The sequence below is a fragment of the Bradyrhizobium guangdongense genome, assembly GCF_006483445.1.
GTDB lineage: Bacteria > Pseudomonadota > Alphaproteobacteria > Rhizobiales > Xanthobacteraceae > Bradyrhizobium > Bradyrhizobium guangdongense_A.
Map to the genome: position 1 here is coordinate 1 of NZ_PPPT01000111.1, position 14,535 is coordinate 14,535.

The following is a 14,535-nucleotide window of genomic DNA, read 5'->3' on the forward strand; positions in this document are numbered from 1 at the left end:
GGCCGGACTCGAGTCCGGCTTCCTTCATCAGCGCCTTGGCCTTGTCGAGATCGGTGACGTAAGGCGACGGCTGCGGCCAGACCGGTTTCGAGACATCAGCGGAGCCGCCATACATGGGAACGGCGCGACCGAAGAAGGCGCTGCTCTGGATCTGCTCGTAGGGCATCGCCCAGGCAAGCGCCTGGCGAAGCTTGACGTTGTCGAACGGCGGCTTTGCCGTGTTCAGTGCGAGATACCAGAGCGCATTCGGGATCGGAACGCCGGAGACTTTGACCTTGCCCTCCTTGATGATCTGATCGAAATCGCGCGGCGCAAAGCCGCTGGACACATCGGCATCGCCACGTTCGAGCATGGCGCGGCGGGTGCCGGCGGCGGGAACATCGCGGGCGATCACGCGCTTGATCTTCGGCAGCGGCCCGCTCTTCCAGTCGTCGAACCGCGACAGCACGGTCTCGCTGCCGGGCTTCCAGCTCTCGACCTTGAAGGCGCCGCCGCCCGCTTCGTTGTTTCGGAGCCAGGCCAGCGCCCAGGGGTCCTCGGCGGTCGCGTTCTTCTTCGCGAGCTCGGAGTTGATGATGAAGGGAACGACGACCGCGACATTGAACAGCAGCAGCTTGTCCTTGCGGACATAGTCGATGCGAAAGGTGTGGTCGTCGACGACCACGAACTGCTCGGGCTTTTCGAGCGATCCGGCCGACATCTGGAAGGTCGGAAAGCCGCCGACCTTCACGGCGCGGTCGAACGACCATTTGACGTCCTTCGCCGTAACCGGCGTGCCGTCGTGAAATTTCGCATCTGTCCTGAGCTTGAAGGTGCAGGACATGCCGTCGGCAGCGACCTCCCAGCTCTCCGCAAGCTCGGGCGCGAGCTTTTCGCGGTCATAGGACGGCGTCCCGTCCGGCAGCGTCTTGGAGGCGTAGGTCAAGAGGCGATCGTAGCAGTTCCAGGACAGCCCGTTGACCGTCTGGTTGGAGCCGACGCCCTGCATGTCGAGCGAGTTTGGTCCCAGCTCCTGCACGACCAGCAGCGTCTCGGCGCGTCCCTGCGACCAGGCGAGACGCGGATCGATTGCCGTCAGTCCGGCAGCGCCGAGACCGCCGAGCACGACGCTACGGCGGCTGATGTCGGGGAACGATGGGCTCATGGCTTGCCTCACTTTGCGCGGTTTGCACGATAAGGAGGCAAGGTGCATGCCATCAGCAGCGCTTCATCGCGTCGCATTCAAAGCGGCTAAGGCGTCACCGCACCGCGCTCCACCGCGCGCGGCGCGGTCAGCTCCTTCCAGGTCGAATTCGCGACATGCACCGGCGAGAAGGCGGGACGTTCGACGTAGTGGCCGTCGCCGGCTTCGGCGCGCAGGTTTCCGTCCTTCCACACGATCCGGCCGCGCGAGAGCGTGACCGCCGGCCCGCCGGTGCAGGAAAAGCCCTCGAACACGTTGTAATCGATCCTGCTCATCTGGCGCTTGGCGCTGATGGTTTTGGCCGCCTTGGGGTCCCACACCACGAGGTCGGCATCCGAACCCACGGCGACCGCGCCCTTGCGCGGAAAGATGTTCAGGATGCGTGCGATGTTCGCCGAGGTGACGGCGACGAATTCCTCCTTGGTCAGCCGTCCCGTGCCGACACCGGCGGTCCACAGGAGCGCGAGACGATCCTCGAGGCCGCCGGTGCCGTTCGGGATCTTGCGGAAGTCGTCGCGGCCAAACCGCTTCTGCTCCGTCGTGAAGGCGCAATGGTCGGTCGCGACCACCTGGAGCGAGCCGGCCTGCAGGCCGGCCCACAGGCTGTCCTGATGCGACTTGTCGCGGAACGGCGGCGACATCACGCGCTGCGCGGAATGATCCCAATCCTTGCTCTCGTATTCGCGCGCGTCGAGCAGGAGGTGCTGGATCAGCGGCTCGCCATAGACGCGCTTGCCGGCCGCGCGCGCCCGCGCGATCGCCTCATGCGCCTCGCGGCAGCTGGTGTGCACGATATAAACAGGCGTGCCCGTCATGTCGGCGATCATGATGGCGCGGTTGGTGGCTTCGCCTTCGACCTCCGGTGGCCGCGAATAGGCGTGGCCTTCCGGGCCGGTGACGCCGCGCGCGATCAGCGCCTCCTGCATCAGGGCAACGACGTCGCCGTTCTCCGCATGAACCACAGGCATGGCGCCGAGATGGGCGCAGCGCGCGAACGAATTGTAGAGCTCGTCATCGTCAACCATCAGCGCACCCTTGTAGGCCATGAAGTGCTTGAAGGTGTTGATCCCATAGGTTTTGACCACGGTCTCCATCTCGTCATGGATCTGCTTGGACCACGAGGTCACAGCCATGTGGAAGCCGTAGTCGCAAGCAGCCTTCTCCGACTTGTGCCGCCACTCCTGATAGGCCGCGAGCATCGACTGGCCGGGATCGGGCAGGCAGAAATCCACCACCATGGTGGTGCCGCCTGTGAGAGCCGCCCTGGTGCCGGACTCGAAATCGTCGGCGGTGACGGTGCCCATGAACGGCATTTCGAGATGGGTGTGCGGATCGATGCCGCCGGGCATGACGAAGCAGCCGCCGGCATCGACGATCTCAGTGCCGGCCGGCGCATCGAGCGAGCCTCCCACCGCGACGATGCTCCCGGCGTCGACCAGCACGTCGGCGCGGCGCGAGTGATCATGATTGACGACAGTGCCGCCGCGAATGAGGAGGGGCATGGATAGCTCCGGTAAGCATCGCTGGAAGGTGCGCGAGCTTAGGAGCGCAGCGGAGCCTTCGACAGGCGAAAATTTAGTCAATCGCTGCTGGCGTTACCGTTCCCCCGCCACCAGCCCGTCCAGCGTCGCACGCACCAATTTTGCGATTTCCTTGCGCAAAGCGGGCAGCGGCACGGCAACCAGCTTCTGCTCCAGCCCAAGCGCCACCATGCCATGCACAGCGGAGAACAGGCTGCGCGCGGTGATGCTCAGCTCCTCGACGGCGCGCTTCGGAAACAGCGCGGCGAGCGGGCGATAGATGTGACGGAACAGCTCCATCTGCTCTTCTATCGCCCAGTCCGGCACTTCCTTGCCGCGCTCCATGCGATGCTCGAACAGCGCGCGCCAGAGTTCGAGATTCTCGGCGGCGAAATCGCAATAGGCGATCGCGATCCGGATCAGCGTCGCCTGCGCCGACGGATCATCCGCGGTCTCGGCCGCGGTCAGAGCCTCGTCGAGCCGCGCCAGCGTGCGCGATCCGACGCGCAGAATCAGCTCGTCCACGTCGGCCACGAGGTTATAGACCGCGCCATTGGCGCAGCCGATCTCCCGGGCCAGATCGCGGGTCTTCAACCCCGCCAATCCCCGCGCGGCGATCATCTTTTCCGCCGCCAGGATCAGCTCGACTCTCTGTTTCTCTCGTCGTTCCAAGGCTTTAGACATTGTTAATCACGATCTTGAGCGCCGCTCAAATAATTCTTGAGCAATGCTCAAGATGTGCTACAAAGCATCTGTGAGCAACGCTCATAGCAGGGAGCAGAAAATGTTCAAGACCGTAGTGACCCTTTTTCGCGGCAGCGTGGCCGCCGCCGGCGAAGAGCTGGAAGACAGATCAGCGCTTCTGATCCTCGATCAGCAGATGCGCGATGCGGCCTCAGCCGTCGAGCGCAGCAAGCGGACGCTGGCCCTGGCAATTGCCCAGGACCAGCAGGAGGGCCGCCGGCTGGAAGCGACCATCACCCGCATCGCCGATCTCGAGACACGGGCGACCGCGGCACTCGATGGCGGCCGCGAGGACCTGGCGACGGAAGCAGCCCAGGCCATCGCGAACCTCGAAGCCGATCGCGACGCCGCGATGACCGCGCGCACGCTGTTCGCAACCGAGATCGCCCGCCTCAAGCGGCAGGTCGCGAATGCCGAGGCGCGCATCACCGAGCTCGATCGCGGCCGGCGCGTGGCACGCGCAGCCGAGGCCGTTCGCGGCCTGCGTCGCGGCGGCATCGAAGCAGCACGGCCCTATGAGTCGACGCTGCCCGAGGCCGAACGCACGCTGAAGCGCTTGCGCGACCGCCAGATCGAAGCGCAGGCCGCCGATGACGCCCTGGTCGAGCTGGACGTGGCATCCGGCCCGCTCGCCACCGCCGAGAAACTCGCCGAGCAGGGCTTCGGCCCCCGGCTCAAGACGACCGCCGATGACGTGCTCGCGCGGTTGAAGGCCAAGCGCACGCCGACTGCCTAAGACCTGGACGAAGATCATCAACCCAAAGCAACAGGAGACTGTCATGAACCCGACCACCCCGTCCCATAGCCCCGCCTGGATCACCTTCACCTACGCTTCGTTCGCCGCGTCGGCCTTCATGGTCGGCATGGGCATCTTCTTCCTGCCGCTCGATCTCTCGATCAAGGGCTACCTCGCCATGGGCTTCCTGATGCTGGTGCAGTCCTGCATCACCATGACCAAGACGATGCGCGACAATCACGAGAGCGGCCGACTGGTCAACCGCATCGAGGACGCCAAGGCCGAGCGCCTCCTGATGGAAGTCGAACGCGGCTCCCGCGCGGCGTGAGACCGATAAGGAGGTGAGCAGCAGTGGCGGCGGGCAGCAATGCCCGCCGCCTGCGTTTGGCCAGTCGGCGTGCTGGCCTTTCCTGGTGCAACCGATCGTTTACCCTGCGTCAACCCATTCCGTTCCACTCAGGGCTCCCTCAGGATAGACCATGCACACCTCCACCCGGATCACGGGCAAATTGCATGGCATCTGTCGGGCTACAGATTCGATCGGCGGCTGGAAGGCTGCGCGGCCATGCGGCGTTCTGGCTGAAGGCCTTTACCCAGGAGAGTATCGATCTCAGCCTGCGCACGCATGCGGGCCACATCACCCGGATTGTCGAAAGCCCGGGGCTGTCGCTCTCCGAAGACGAGCTCGAACAGCTGATCGCGCAGCTTCGCGTGGTCGCGGCCAAGACGCTGCCGGCTGAGCAATTGACCTACGGCATCTTCTCAGGTGCGCGCGAACGTCTGTCGCGCGCTATCGTGACGCTGATTTCTGAAGAGGAGAGCGGCCGCCCCATCGCCTTCAACGCATTGTCGGTGATGCAGGTCGAGCTCGACGGTGTGCCCACTGATGTCACCCATCTCGGGCTTGTGATGGTCGATCCCGATGCGCGCGGGCAGGGGCTGTCCTGGGTGCTGTACGGCCTGACCACGCTGGTGCTGTTCGCACGCGATGGGTTGCGCCCGCGCTGGATCTCCAACGTCACGCAGGTCCCGGCCGTGGTCGGCATGGTCAGCGAGACCTTTTCCGACGTCTATCCGTCGCCTCGCGCCGATGCGCGGCAGAGCTTTGCACATCTCCAGCTTGCCCGCGGCATCATGCGGCAGCATCGCGCCGTGTTCGGCGTCGGTGACGATGCCGGTTTTGACGAAACCCGCTTCGTCATCACCGACGCCTATACCGGCGGCTCCGATGCGCTGAAGAAGACGTTTGACGAGGCGCCAAAGCATCGCGATCCCAAATACGCCGATTTCTGCGCGCGCGAGCTCGACTACGACAGGGGCGACGACGTCCTGCAGATCGGCCGCATCGATCTGGCGGCCGCGCGCAGCTATCTGCTGGAGCAGGTGCCGCACCGCTCCTTGCCCGGCCTGTTGGCCGCAACCGTGATCCTGACATTGCAACGGCTCGTGTTGCCGATTGCGCACTGGCTGGACGACAGCCGCAGTTTTGGCATCCTGCGCTCCCGGAACGGGGAAAGCCGATGACCTCGGCCACCATTGCGGACGCGATCGTCAATCTCTGCGGCGCGACCGGGATCGCGGTCGCGATGTTCGCGCTGTACCGCCGGGATGCGCGCAGCCCGCTCACCGGCCGCCTCCTTGTCGCGCTCGGCATCGTCGCGCTGCTGTTTCTGGTGCGCGCCACGGCGTGGCTGACCGGCAATTTGCTGCTCGACGATCTCTCCGCCATTCCCGCGGCCGCAATTCCGTTCGGCGCGTTGATCGTGACCGAGGGCCTGCTGCGGCGGCACGCGCCGCGCGCGCTGAAGCTGGCGGTGATATCAGGCGCCATCGTGCTCGGCCTTGGCGGCGCGCTCGGCCTCGGCCATTTCGCCACGCCCTACGCCATCGCGCTGGCGGTGTTCCAAATCGGCGGCTTCGCCGCCTGCGCCGTGCTGCTCGCCACCCGCGATCGCCATGCGCTGATGGCGTCGGAAAACCGCAGTATCGATCGCATGACCGTCGGCGCACTCATCGTGCTGCCCTTCATCGTCACCGATTTCCAGGCCCTGATGCCGGATATGCCGGTGCGTCTCGGGGCACTCGGCGCCCTGCTGGTCGTCACCGCAGTGGTGATCGCCGGCTCCAGCAGCGGGGCGCGCTGGCATGGCGTGCTGCTGACAGTGTTGCGATTGGCGAGCTCGGCGCTGCTCGGAATTGCCGCGGCCTTCGTCGCCCCCGATGTCGATGCGGCCCAGATGGTGCGCTTCTGCGCCATCGCGGTCTCGGGCGTGCTGACCATCGGCCTGATGACCGACACGCTTCGTGCCTATCTCGAATCGCGAGAGCAGGGCGTGCTGAGCTCGCTCGCGATCTCGCCGGCGGCGACGCGCGATCAGCTCATCGCCGAGCTGATGTGCCATCCCCTGTTCGAGAGCGCGCGACGTCTTCGCGAGGTCGATCTCGCCGTTTATGATCCCGCCCTGTTGCGCAATCGCCTGGCCACGCATCGCGTGCTGCGGCGGTCGGACGCGCCATGGGGACATCTGCCGACCGATCCGGCGGTGGAGCGGATGGTCTCGCTGATGGCTGCCAACAGCGCGACGCATGTCGTCATTCTCTCCGACGACCCCATCGACCTCCTGGTGCTCGCAGTGCCCGTGATCTCGGCCGATCCCGCCACCGAGACCGCGATCGCGCTGGTGCAGAGAATCCTGGTCATGACGGATGGGGCCGGCGCGGAGCCCGTATAGCAATCAGCGCATACCCTTGGATTGCTCGAACAGCGTCGCATAACATTCGCAGGACAGTCGCTCCAGAATCTGGCGGTCCAGAATTTGTATCTCTCCGCGAGAGTAATGGATGGCCCCAGTATCCTGAACCTTTCTTGCGACTTCCGTAACCGACGTGCGTCGTACGCCCAGCATCTCGGCCAAGAACTGCTGCGTCAGATGGATGGTGTCGTTACCGGCCGTATCGGCGGTTTGAAGGAGCCATCGGTAAAAGCGCGCCTCGATGACGTGAACCGCGTTGCAGGCCACGTTGATGCGCGCTTGGGACAGCAGAATTTCGTTGTAGCCGATGCACAGCGTCCGAAGAATGGCGCTGTCCCCCGTTGCCTTCCGAAAGCGGCTCGCCGGAATTTTCGTCACCTCGGCCTGAAGCTGAACGACGACCCGGACATGTGAAATGTGCACGCCAAGTCCGGCCATTGCACCCACCACGCCTTCACGTCCAACCGTAGCGGTTTCGATAGCCCGTCCATCCTTCAAGACGGCAAGCAGTGACAGCATGCCGCGATGTGGGAAGTAGACGCTATCAGTCTCTTCGCCGGCCTCGACCAGAACGGTGCCCTGCGCCAGTTGCTCCACGACCATGAAAGGTGAAAGCAGGCTGAACTGGGCGTGAGGCAAAGACGCGAGCAGGTGGTTGGTTTGGTCCGCTGAACTCTTGTTTTGTGGCACTGCGGTTCCCGCCCGGTCGGTCGGGCCGATCTCCGCAAGGGGGTTGGGTGCGCTCCGAGAGCACGCACCGAAGCGGGAATATCGTGTGTATGGAACTTTGTTGTGGGCCTGTCGGTCCGGTTTCCGTCACAAGGTCACCGAGGCAGACTGATCTAGGTCGCCGGTGGGAAGGCCGCTCATTCAGACAAAATCTGCGGACCCATTACGTTCCTATTGAAAAACAAATATATTGTGCTGGCTTTTCTGTGTCCGGTATCCGACATTGAAGCTTATCACAGCCCGGTCCGTGGCCTCTATCTGTGATGAGAACGCCGGTTGCGCTCCCGCCCCACGCAAACAGGGAGCAGCGCGATGCACCAGCACCGACGCCGTTTCAAGCAAAACCAGCCTTTGGAAGATCGCCTCGCTGAGGAGGCGAACCGACTCCGCGAGGAAGCACAGCTGCTTCCGCCCGGTGCTCTTCGCGAGCAAGTGCTGCGGAAAGCCCGGCAAGCCGAAACTGGCTCACACATGAGCGAGTGGCTGCAGTCCCCCGGACTTCGCACACCGACGTGAAAGAATATCGCGCCTTCCTCCTCGGTCAGGACGGGCATATTTTTGACGCCGCAGGTTTTGAAGCCTCGGACGACGAGGACGCTTTGCAGAAAGCGCAGTCTCTGGTCGATGGCTGCGATGTTGAGATTTGGCAGCTTGCGAGAAAAGTCGGCGCGATTAGGGCTGTGGCAAATGGGTTGGCGTCCGAAGGCAGGCCGAAAGACGAGTCATTGCGCGCTGAGCAGGCTCGGCAAGTTGCCGAGGAATACGCCAACGACCAGCGCGGTATCATCAAGAAGCTGCGCAAGCCTCAGAACTAGCTTGCAGTAAGGTCGTGTGAACACCTTCCGACCGATGCCGCCGTGGAGCGGATCGTCTCGCTGATGACGGCCAACAGCGCAACGCATGTCGTCGTTCTCTCGGACGACCCCGTCGATCTCCTCGTGCTCGTAGTGCCCGTGATCTACGCCGATCCCGCCACCGAGACCGCGATCGCACTGGTGCAGCGAATCCTTGTGATGACGGATGGGGCCTGCGCGGATCCGGTCTGAATTCGATGAGATTGGACCGCGCGTCAGGCTGCTGTGTGAGCAGGACCTTTTCGCAAAGCCGTGTCGCACGCCCTACCTTGACTTATCAGGACACCGCAATCTGACCACTGGCGTGCACTTGGTTCCAGTCGTCGGCTTCTGCGGGTTGCCCGTCGGCAACACATGTTTGAAAAACGGCCTCAAAAGGTGTGGTTGGCGCGGTTCCATGTCGCCGACCTCTGCTCGGTTCAATAGATTTTGTCCAGCCTTGCCACCAAGGGGAATCAAGCTTCGCCATCTAATAAGGGGGATGCCATGAAACTTAAGCTGGCACTTGCATCGGCGATTGTGATGAGCAGCATCAGCGCGACATACGCGGCCGACATGGCGGTCAAGGCTCCTCCGCCTCCGCCGATCTTCAACTGGACCGGGTTCTATATCGGTGGTTTTGTCGGCGGCGCGGTCGCGGATGGCAGTGCTTTCGCGAGCGAGCCCAACATTGTTGGTATTCCGGCCGCCTTCTACAACGGCACCGGCTTTGCCACGTCCTACGGTCTCGGCTCGAGCTTCATCGGCGGCGGCACGATCGGTTACAACTGGCAGAGGCCCGGCAGCCCGTTCGTGCTGGGTATCGAAGGTGAAGCCGGCTACATTCACCTGACGGGCGCGCGGCAATCCGTCAACGCTGCGCTTACCGGTCTTTCTCCGATCGACAGCGTCGACTCGACCCGCCTCGGTGACTGGTACGCCGTGATCGCCGGCCGCGCCGGCTGGGCTGTCAACAACGCCCTGTTCTACGTCAAGGGCGGCGCCGCCTTCATCGATCACAGCTATAGCTTCAACGACTCCTGCGTGGGCGCTGGGCCCCCCGGTTGCGGCGGTGGCTTTCTGGTCATCAACCGGAGCAGCACCCAGGTCACTTACGCCGTCGGCGCGGGCGTCGAGTATGCCTTCAACAACAATTGGAGCGTGAAGGGCGAGTACCTCTATCTCGGTACCCAGAAGAACGACAGCAGCACTGCAACGGCAGTGGCGCCGGCAGGCGTGCTGTACACGAACACGAATTCCGATCCCGGCATCCACACCGGCAAGATCGGGATCAATTACCGCTGGGGCGGCCCGGTGGTCGCGAAGTACTGATTTCAGGACGACCTTCTGAGTTTGAAGCCCCGGCCTTGCCGGGGCTTTTTTTGCTTGGAGCCGGCCCCGCATCGCGGGGGACGACGGTCGCCTCCATCAGACGGCTTGCCGGTTGGTAACGCGATCTTCTGAACGCGTTTCAGCATCGTCGACAGCATAAGTCGACCGCGCGAACAGCCATTGCGCGATGTAGTAGGTGCCGAGCACCCACAGTGATTGGCCGGGAATGACCCAGCGGAAGCGGCCATAGGCGAGGATCGTGTCGCTGATCAGGAAGAGGACGCCGCCGATCGCCGCCAGACGCGCCGTCGCAGCGGCCGATGTTCCCGCCGACGTTCTCTTGGGCATCTCGCTTGCCCGTGACATGGCCTGAGCAGCCATGAAGGCAAGCGCTGCAGCGTAGACCGCCACCGGCGGTCTCATGCCGGCAGGCACGGCGTTCCAGAGTCCGGCCACCATCACCAGCGCAACCATGGCAAAGCCGGCAAAGATCGGCCACTGGCCACCAACGCGCGCATCGCGCGTCAGCGCATAGATGTAGGCGCAATGCGTCAGCAGAAAGCAGATCAGCCCAAAGAGAAAGAAGTCGCCCGGCAGCATCAGGAAGACATCGCCGGCGAGCGCGAACACGAGGCCCGCGGCGATCGCCCGCCCGTAGGTCGTCGTTGCGGCATTTCGAACGACGAGGACGAAGAGCAGCGCCGTCGCGGTCGGCTTGGTCAGATAGTGCAGCCACTGCCAGACACCCTGACGATCGCTCGCAAGCAGGGCGCCCGCGATGGCGCCGATCGCGCAAAGGAAGAACGCCCTTTGAAGATGGCGGTTGTCGTTGGCCACGGAAATGTTGTCCCCGAGAAATGCCTGATACAGCGAGGGCGGCGTATATCAGGTCTGACGGCGCCGGAAAGGGCGACATTTTGCCGTGACCCGCGTATTGCGCTTGCGAAACGCAGGCGAGGCATGACGGAACGGCCGGGTGCAAACCCTTGCGCGCAGGCATCCGCCGGAGCACTCTGGAGAAAGCGGCGACAAGACCGCTTGATAACAGCGACCCGAGGAAGCTCCATGGCGGCGACGCGGATCGATTGCGACATCCACCCTGCGGTCGGTGGCACGCGCACCACGCTGTTGCCCTATCTCAGCGATCACTGGAAAGAGCAGGTGGTGAGCCGCGCGATCGACGGGCTCGATCTCACCAGCTATCCGCCCAGCATGCCGCTCTCCGGCCGTGCCGACTGGCGCCCGCCGAACGGCGCGAAGGCGGGCAGCGATCTCGCCATGGTGCAGAAGGGCGCGTTCGATCAGTTAGGGGCCAGCCACGCGATCCTCAACGTGCTCTACGGCGCGCAAGCCGTCTACGATCCCTACATGGCCGCGGATTTTTGCAAGGCGATCAACGACTGGATTGCCGCTGAATGGCTGTCGCGCGATTCCCGGCTGCGTGCGTCGATCGTGGTGCCGATGCAGGCGCCTGATCTCGCCATCGAGGAGATCGAGCGCCGCGCCGCCGACAACCGCTTCGTCTCCATCCTGGTGCTGGCACAGGGCGAAACCCTGCTCGGGCGCCGCCACTTCTGGCCGGTCTATCAGCTTGCCGAAAAGTACAAGCTCCCGCTCGCGATCCACGCCGGTACGCAATATCGGCAGGCGCCAAGCTCGATCGGCTGGCCGTCGCATCGCTACGAATATTACTTCGTCGAGGCGCAGGCGTTTCAGGCGCAGATCTTGAGCCTGATCTACGAAGGCGTGTTCGGCAAATTCCCGAACCTGAAGGTCGCGTTGATGGAATCGGGCGTAAGCTGGCTGCCGGCCTTCATGTGGCGCGCCAACAAGACCTGGCGCGGCGTCCGCGTCGAGGTGCCCTGGGTCGAGCGCGAGCCGGCCGCGATCATCCGCGAGAACTTTCGCGTCACCATGCAGCCGTTCGACGCGCCGGCGGACGCCAAGAGCGTCGCCGATATCATCGAGCAGATCGGCTCGGAAAAGATGTTTCTGTTCGCGTCCGACTATCCGCACTGGCAGTTCGACGGCGACGATCCGATCCCGCCGAACCTGCCGAAGAGCATCATCGAGAAAATGTGTGTCGACAATCCGCTGGAGACGTTTCCGCGGTTGTCGCTCAATTAATTCTGGAGGATCGCATGAGTGATGTCATCGACCGCCCGCTGCTCGACGAAGAGAAGCAGGCCGCGACGCGGCTGCGGATCATCGATTGCGATGTCCATCCGAGCCTGCGCTCGCATGACGACCTCAACGAGTTCCTGCCAAAACGCTGGCAGCAGCATTTGAAGGAATACGGCAGCCATCTGCGCACGCCCTATCTCTTCACCACGCCTTATCCGCGTTCCTCGCCGCTGATCGCGCGGCGCGATGCCTGGCCGCCGACCGGCGGACCGCCGGGCTCCGATCTCGCCTTCATGCAGAAGCAGCACCTCGATCCGCTCGATGTCGAGTTCGGGATTCTGCAGGTGCTCGACCTCTTCATCTTCTCGCAGCAGAATCTCGAATTCGGCGCCGCGATCCAGCGCGCCATCAATGACTGGCAGCTTGCGTTCTGGTCGCATCGCGATCCGCGGCTCAAGGCCTCGATCCTGGCCGGGCAGGACGACACCCAGCTTGCGATCGCCGAGATCGAGCGCTGCGCAAAGATCGGCGAATACATCCAGATCAACGTCTCGCCCCGCGCCAACGAGCCCCTGGGGCGGCGCCGCTACTGGCCGATCTATGAGCGCGCCGAGGCACTCGGCTTGCCGCTCGGCATTCACGTCGGCGGTTATGGCGGCCACGCCCCAACCGGCGGGGGTTGGCCGTCCTATTATGTCGAGGAGCATCAGTCGAACGCCCACACCATGGCGGCGATGCTTGCAAGCCTCGTCATCGAGGGCGTGCCGGAGCGGTTTCCAAAGCTGAAGATCGTGTTCATCGAAGGCGGTTTTGGCTGGATCCCGTCGGCGATGTGGCGGATGGACCAGCATTTTGAGCGCTTCCGCAGCGAGGTGCCGCATCTCAAGCGCAAACCGTCGGAATATGTTCGCGAGCAGTTCTGGTTCACGACGCAGCCGATCGACGAGCCGGACGAGGCGCGGCACCTGCGCAACCTGATCGAATGGGTCGGCGTCGACCGTCTGCTGTTTTCCTCCGACTATCCGCATTGGGACTTTGACGATCCGCGCTTTGCGTTCAAGACGCCGCTCTCAGAGGTCGAGCGGAAGAAGATCTTTGGCGCCAATGCGCGCGCGGTCTACAAATTCTAGGACGAGCATGGCCCGTCACATCGTCGCGCGCACCTCGGAGATTCCGCCCGGCGGCAACAAGGTCGTCGACGTCGCCGGCCGCGACATCGTCGTGTTCCATGTCAATGGCGAGTTCTTTGCGCTGCTCAATCGCTGCCCACATGAAGGCGCGCCGCTCGACAAGGCCGCCTGCGTCGCGCGGCTGACCTCACCGGAGCCGGGTGTCTACCAACGCTCGCGGGTCGGCGAGCTCCTGCGCTGCCCCTGGCACGGCTGGGAGTTCGACATGCGCAACGGCCAGAGCTGGTTCGATCCCAAACGGGTGAAGGTGCGCTCCTATCCGGTCGCGGTCGAGCGCGGCGAGGAACTGCAAAAGGGTCCATACGTCGCGGAGACCTTTCCCGTGCATGTCGAGGACAGCTACGTCATCGTCGAGGTGTGATCTGGCGACATTGCCGATTGAGATTTGCACCTGGGCACGATAAGGCTCTCCCGCCTATGCAGCGGAGATGAGCCTTGTCGAAACAGTCCATGCGGGAAGAGGCCGAGCGCCTGATCCGTGAATCGATGGCAAAGAAGACCCTCGTCGTCAAACAGGGCGACACCCGCATCGAAGCCGTCTGCGGCAAGTGTGGCGCGCCAAACCGGGTGCAGGCGCCAAAGGGCCAGACCCGTGTCAAGTTCGCCTGCAAGAACTGCGGGCACAAGCAGGAGACGTTGTAGGCGTTTGCCCCTCTCCCCTTGTGGGAGAGGGTGGCTCGCCGCGATAGCGGCGAGACGGGTGAGGGGTCTCTCTCCGCGAGTTACTCTCTTGGTTGTATTCATGGATGCAACCCCTCATCCGGCGCTTCGCGCCACCTTCTCCCACAAGGGGAGAAGGGAAGGGAGCATGCCGCTCGCCTCGACTACCCGCCTTTCACAAACTTTGCGAACGCCTCCGCATAATCCGGGTGCCAGCGCGACAGCGGCGGGCGGTTCTCGACGATGTCGCCGGCGGCCCACAGCATGCGCTTCTCATCGAGCGCGCGCGGCACATCGTTGTCAGGGCAGAGGATATAGAAGTCGCCGGCCGCGAGCCGCGCCATCATGAAATCCACCGTCTGCTCCGGCGTCCAGGCGCCATCAGGCTTTTCGGTGCGGCCCTTCGCGGTCAGGCCGGTGAAGACGAAACCGGGGATCAGGAGATGCGCGGTGACCTTGCAGTCCTTGGTGTTGCGCAGCTCGTGCTGCAGCGCCTCGGTAAAGACCTTCACGCCGGCCTTGGAGACGTTGTAGGCGGGATCGCCGGGCGGCGTGGTGATGCCCTGCTTGGAGCCGGTGTTGATGATGAGGCCGGTCTTGTTACGCGCGATCATGCCGGGTGCGAAGATACGCGCGCCGTTGATGATGCCCCACATGTTAACGCCGATGATGCGCTGCCAGTTATCGGGTGCGCCGAACAGCGTGCTGCCGGGCTGGATGCCGGCATTGTT

The 14,535-nt window shown here is 63.7% G+C and carries 17 protein-coding genes; 11 read left to right on the forward strand and 6 right to left on the reverse strand.

Going from position 1 to position 14,535, the window contains the following annotated elements:
* The 3 genes from C2U70_RS16390 to C2U70_RS16400 all read right to left on the reverse strand — a co-directional run.
* A partial coding sequence (locus C2U70_RS16390; protein WP_140979465.1) for an ABC transporter substrate-binding protein occupies positions 1-1,144 on the reverse strand: 1,144 nt, incomplete at its 3' end.
* Positions 1,145-1,230: 86 nt separating this feature from the next.
* Positions 1,231-2,685, reverse strand: a complete 1,455-nt coding sequence (gene hydA, locus C2U70_RS16395; protein WP_140979466.1) for a dihydropyrimidinase — start codon at positions 2,683-2,685, stop codon at positions 1,231-1,233.
* Between the two features lie 93 nt (positions 2,686-2,778).
* Positions 2,779-3,387 (reverse strand): TetR/AcrR family transcriptional regulator, encoded by a 609-nt coding sequence (locus C2U70_RS16400; RefSeq protein ID WP_140979467.1) that lies wholly within the window; start codon positions 3,385-3,387, stop codon positions 2,779-2,781.
* Between the two features lie 100 nt (positions 3,388-3,487).
* Here C2U70_RS16400 and C2U70_RS16405 point away from each other — a divergent pair, with 100 nt between their 5' ends.
* From C2U70_RS16405 to C2U70_RS16420, 4 genes are all read left to right on the forward strand, one after another.
* Positions 3,488-4,183 (forward strand): PspA/IM30 family protein, encoded by a 696-nt coding sequence (locus tag C2U70_RS16405; protein ID WP_140979468.1) that lies wholly within the window; start codon positions 3,488-3,490, stop codon positions 4,181-4,183.
* A gap of 43 nt (positions 4,184-4,226) precedes the next feature.
* A complete protein-coding gene (locus tag C2U70_RS16410; RefSeq protein WP_140979469.1) occupies positions 4,227-4,511 on the forward strand; it encodes a YiaA/YiaB family inner membrane protein in 285 nt (94 codons plus the stop codon).
* A gap of 185 nt (positions 4,512-4,696) precedes the next feature.
* Positions 4,697-5,707: a hypothetical protein gene (locus C2U70_RS16415; RefSeq protein ID WP_140979470.1), complete on the forward strand. Its 1,011-nt coding sequence runs from the start codon at positions 4,697-4,699 to the stop codon at positions 5,705-5,707.
* On the forward strand, positions 5,704-6,915 hold the full coding sequence (locus C2U70_RS16420) for a hypothetical protein (RefSeq protein WP_140979471.1): 1,212 nt from the start codon (positions 5,704-5,706) through the stop codon (positions 6,913-6,915). The genes C2U70_RS16415 and C2U70_RS16420 overlap by 4 nt, the downstream gene beginning before the upstream one ends.
* 3 nt (positions 6,916-6,918) lie before the next feature.
* On the opposite strand, the gene C2U70_RS16425 is transcribed toward C2U70_RS16420, so the two are convergent.
* A complete protein-coding gene (locus C2U70_RS16425) occupies positions 6,919-7,626 on the reverse strand; it encodes a Crp/Fnr family transcriptional regulator (protein WP_140979472.1) in 708 nt (235 codons plus the stop codon).
* A 551-nt stretch (positions 7,627-8,177) separates the two neighbouring features.
* On the opposite strand from C2U70_RS16425, the gene C2U70_RS16435 reads away from it, so the two are divergent.
* The 3 genes from C2U70_RS16435 (at position 8,178) to C2U70_RS16445 (ending at position 9,830) form a co-directional block, all read left to right on the forward strand.
* The gene (locus C2U70_RS16435; RefSeq protein ID WP_140979474.1) at positions 8,178-8,480 is read left to right on the forward strand and encodes a hypothetical protein; all 303 of its coding nucleotides are present in this window, start codon (positions 8,178-8,180) and stop codon (positions 8,478-8,480) included.
* 42 nt (positions 8,481-8,522) lie between these two features.
* Positions 8,523-8,711: a hypothetical protein gene (locus tag C2U70_RS16440; RefSeq protein WP_433960681.1), complete on the forward strand. Its 189-nt coding sequence runs from the start codon at positions 8,523-8,525 to the stop codon at positions 8,709-8,711.
* A gap of 294 nt (positions 8,712-9,005) precedes the next feature.
* Positions 9,006-9,830 (forward strand): outer membrane protein, encoded by an 825-nt coding sequence (locus C2U70_RS16445; RefSeq protein WP_140979475.1) that lies wholly within the window; start codon positions 9,006-9,008, stop codon positions 9,828-9,830.
* A 96-nt stretch (positions 9,831-9,926) separates the two neighbouring features.
* Here the strand turns inward: C2U70_RS16445 and C2U70_RS16450 are convergent, their stop codons facing one another.
* Positions 9,927-10,667: a lysoplasmalogenase gene (locus C2U70_RS16450; RefSeq protein ID WP_246666765.1), complete on the reverse strand. Its 741-nt coding sequence runs from the start codon at positions 10,665-10,667 to the stop codon at positions 9,927-9,929.
* Positions 10,668-10,895: 228 nt separating this feature from the next.
* Here C2U70_RS16450 and C2U70_RS16455 point away from each other — a divergent pair, with 228 nt between their 5' ends.
* From C2U70_RS16455 to C2U70_RS16470, 4 genes are all read left to right on the forward strand, one after another.
* On the forward strand, positions 10,896-11,957 hold the full coding sequence (locus tag C2U70_RS16455; protein ID WP_140979477.1) for an amidohydrolase family protein: 1,062 nt from the start codon (positions 10,896-10,898) through the stop codon (positions 11,955-11,957).
* Between the two features lie 14 nt (positions 11,958-11,971).
* Complete coding sequence (locus C2U70_RS16460; RefSeq protein ID WP_186294303.1) at positions 11,972-13,084, forward strand: amidohydrolase family protein; 1,113 nt, start codon at positions 11,972-11,974, stop codon at positions 13,082-13,084.
* A 7-nt stretch (positions 13,085-13,091) separates the two neighbouring features.
* On the forward strand, positions 13,092-13,505 hold the full coding sequence (locus C2U70_RS16465) for a Rieske (2Fe-2S) protein (RefSeq protein ID WP_186294304.1): 414 nt from the start codon (positions 13,092-13,094) through the stop codon (positions 13,503-13,505).
* A gap of 74 nt (positions 13,506-13,579) precedes the next feature.
* Complete coding sequence (locus C2U70_RS16470; protein ID WP_140979480.1) at positions 13,580-13,786, forward strand: hypothetical protein; 207 nt, start codon at positions 13,580-13,582, stop codon at positions 13,784-13,786.
* A gap of 182 nt (positions 13,787-13,968) precedes the next feature.
* Here C2U70_RS16470 and C2U70_RS16475 read toward each other — a convergent pair.
* On the reverse strand, positions 13,969-14,535 hold a 567-nt coding region (locus C2U70_RS16475; RefSeq protein WP_140979481.1), incomplete at its 5' end, for an SDR family NAD(P)-dependent oxidoreductase.

Coding starts and splice junctions, on each gene's coding strand:
- hydA (WP_140979466.1), bottom strand. CDS start 2,685: ATGCCCCTCCTCATTCGCGGCGGCACTGTCGTCAATCATGATCACTCG.
- C2U70_RS16400 (WP_140979467.1), bottom strand. CDS start 3,387: ATGTCTAAAGCCTTGGAACGACGAGAGAAACAGAGAGTCGAGCTGATC.
- C2U70_RS16405 (WP_140979468.1), top strand. CDS start 3,488: ATGTTCAAGACCGTAGTGACCCTTTTTCGCGGCAGCGTGGCCGCCGCC.
- C2U70_RS16410 (WP_140979469.1), top strand. CDS start 4,227: ATGAACCCGACCACCCCGTCCCATAGCCCCGCCTGGATCACCTTCACC.
- C2U70_RS16415 (WP_140979470.1), top strand. CDS start 4,697: ATGGCATCTGTCGGGCTACAGATTCGATCGGCGGCTGGAAGGCTGCGC.
- C2U70_RS16420 (WP_140979471.1), top strand. CDS start 5,704: ATGACCTCGGCCACCATTGCGGACGCGATCGTCAATCTCTGCGGCGCG.
- C2U70_RS16445 (WP_140979475.1), top strand. CDS start 9,006: ATGAAACTTAAGCTGGCACTTGCATCGGCGATTGTGATGAGCAGCATC.
- C2U70_RS16455 (WP_140979477.1), top strand. CDS start 10,896: ATGGCGGCGACGCGGATCGATTGCGACATCCACCCTGCGGTCGGTGGC.
- C2U70_RS16460 (WP_186294303.1), top strand. CDS start 11,972: ATGAGTGATGTCATCGACCGCCCGCTGCTCGACGAAGAGAAGCAGGCC.
- C2U70_RS16465 (WP_186294304.1), top strand. CDS start 13,092: ATGGCCCGTCACATCGTCGCGCGCACCTCGGAGATTCCGCCCGGCGGC.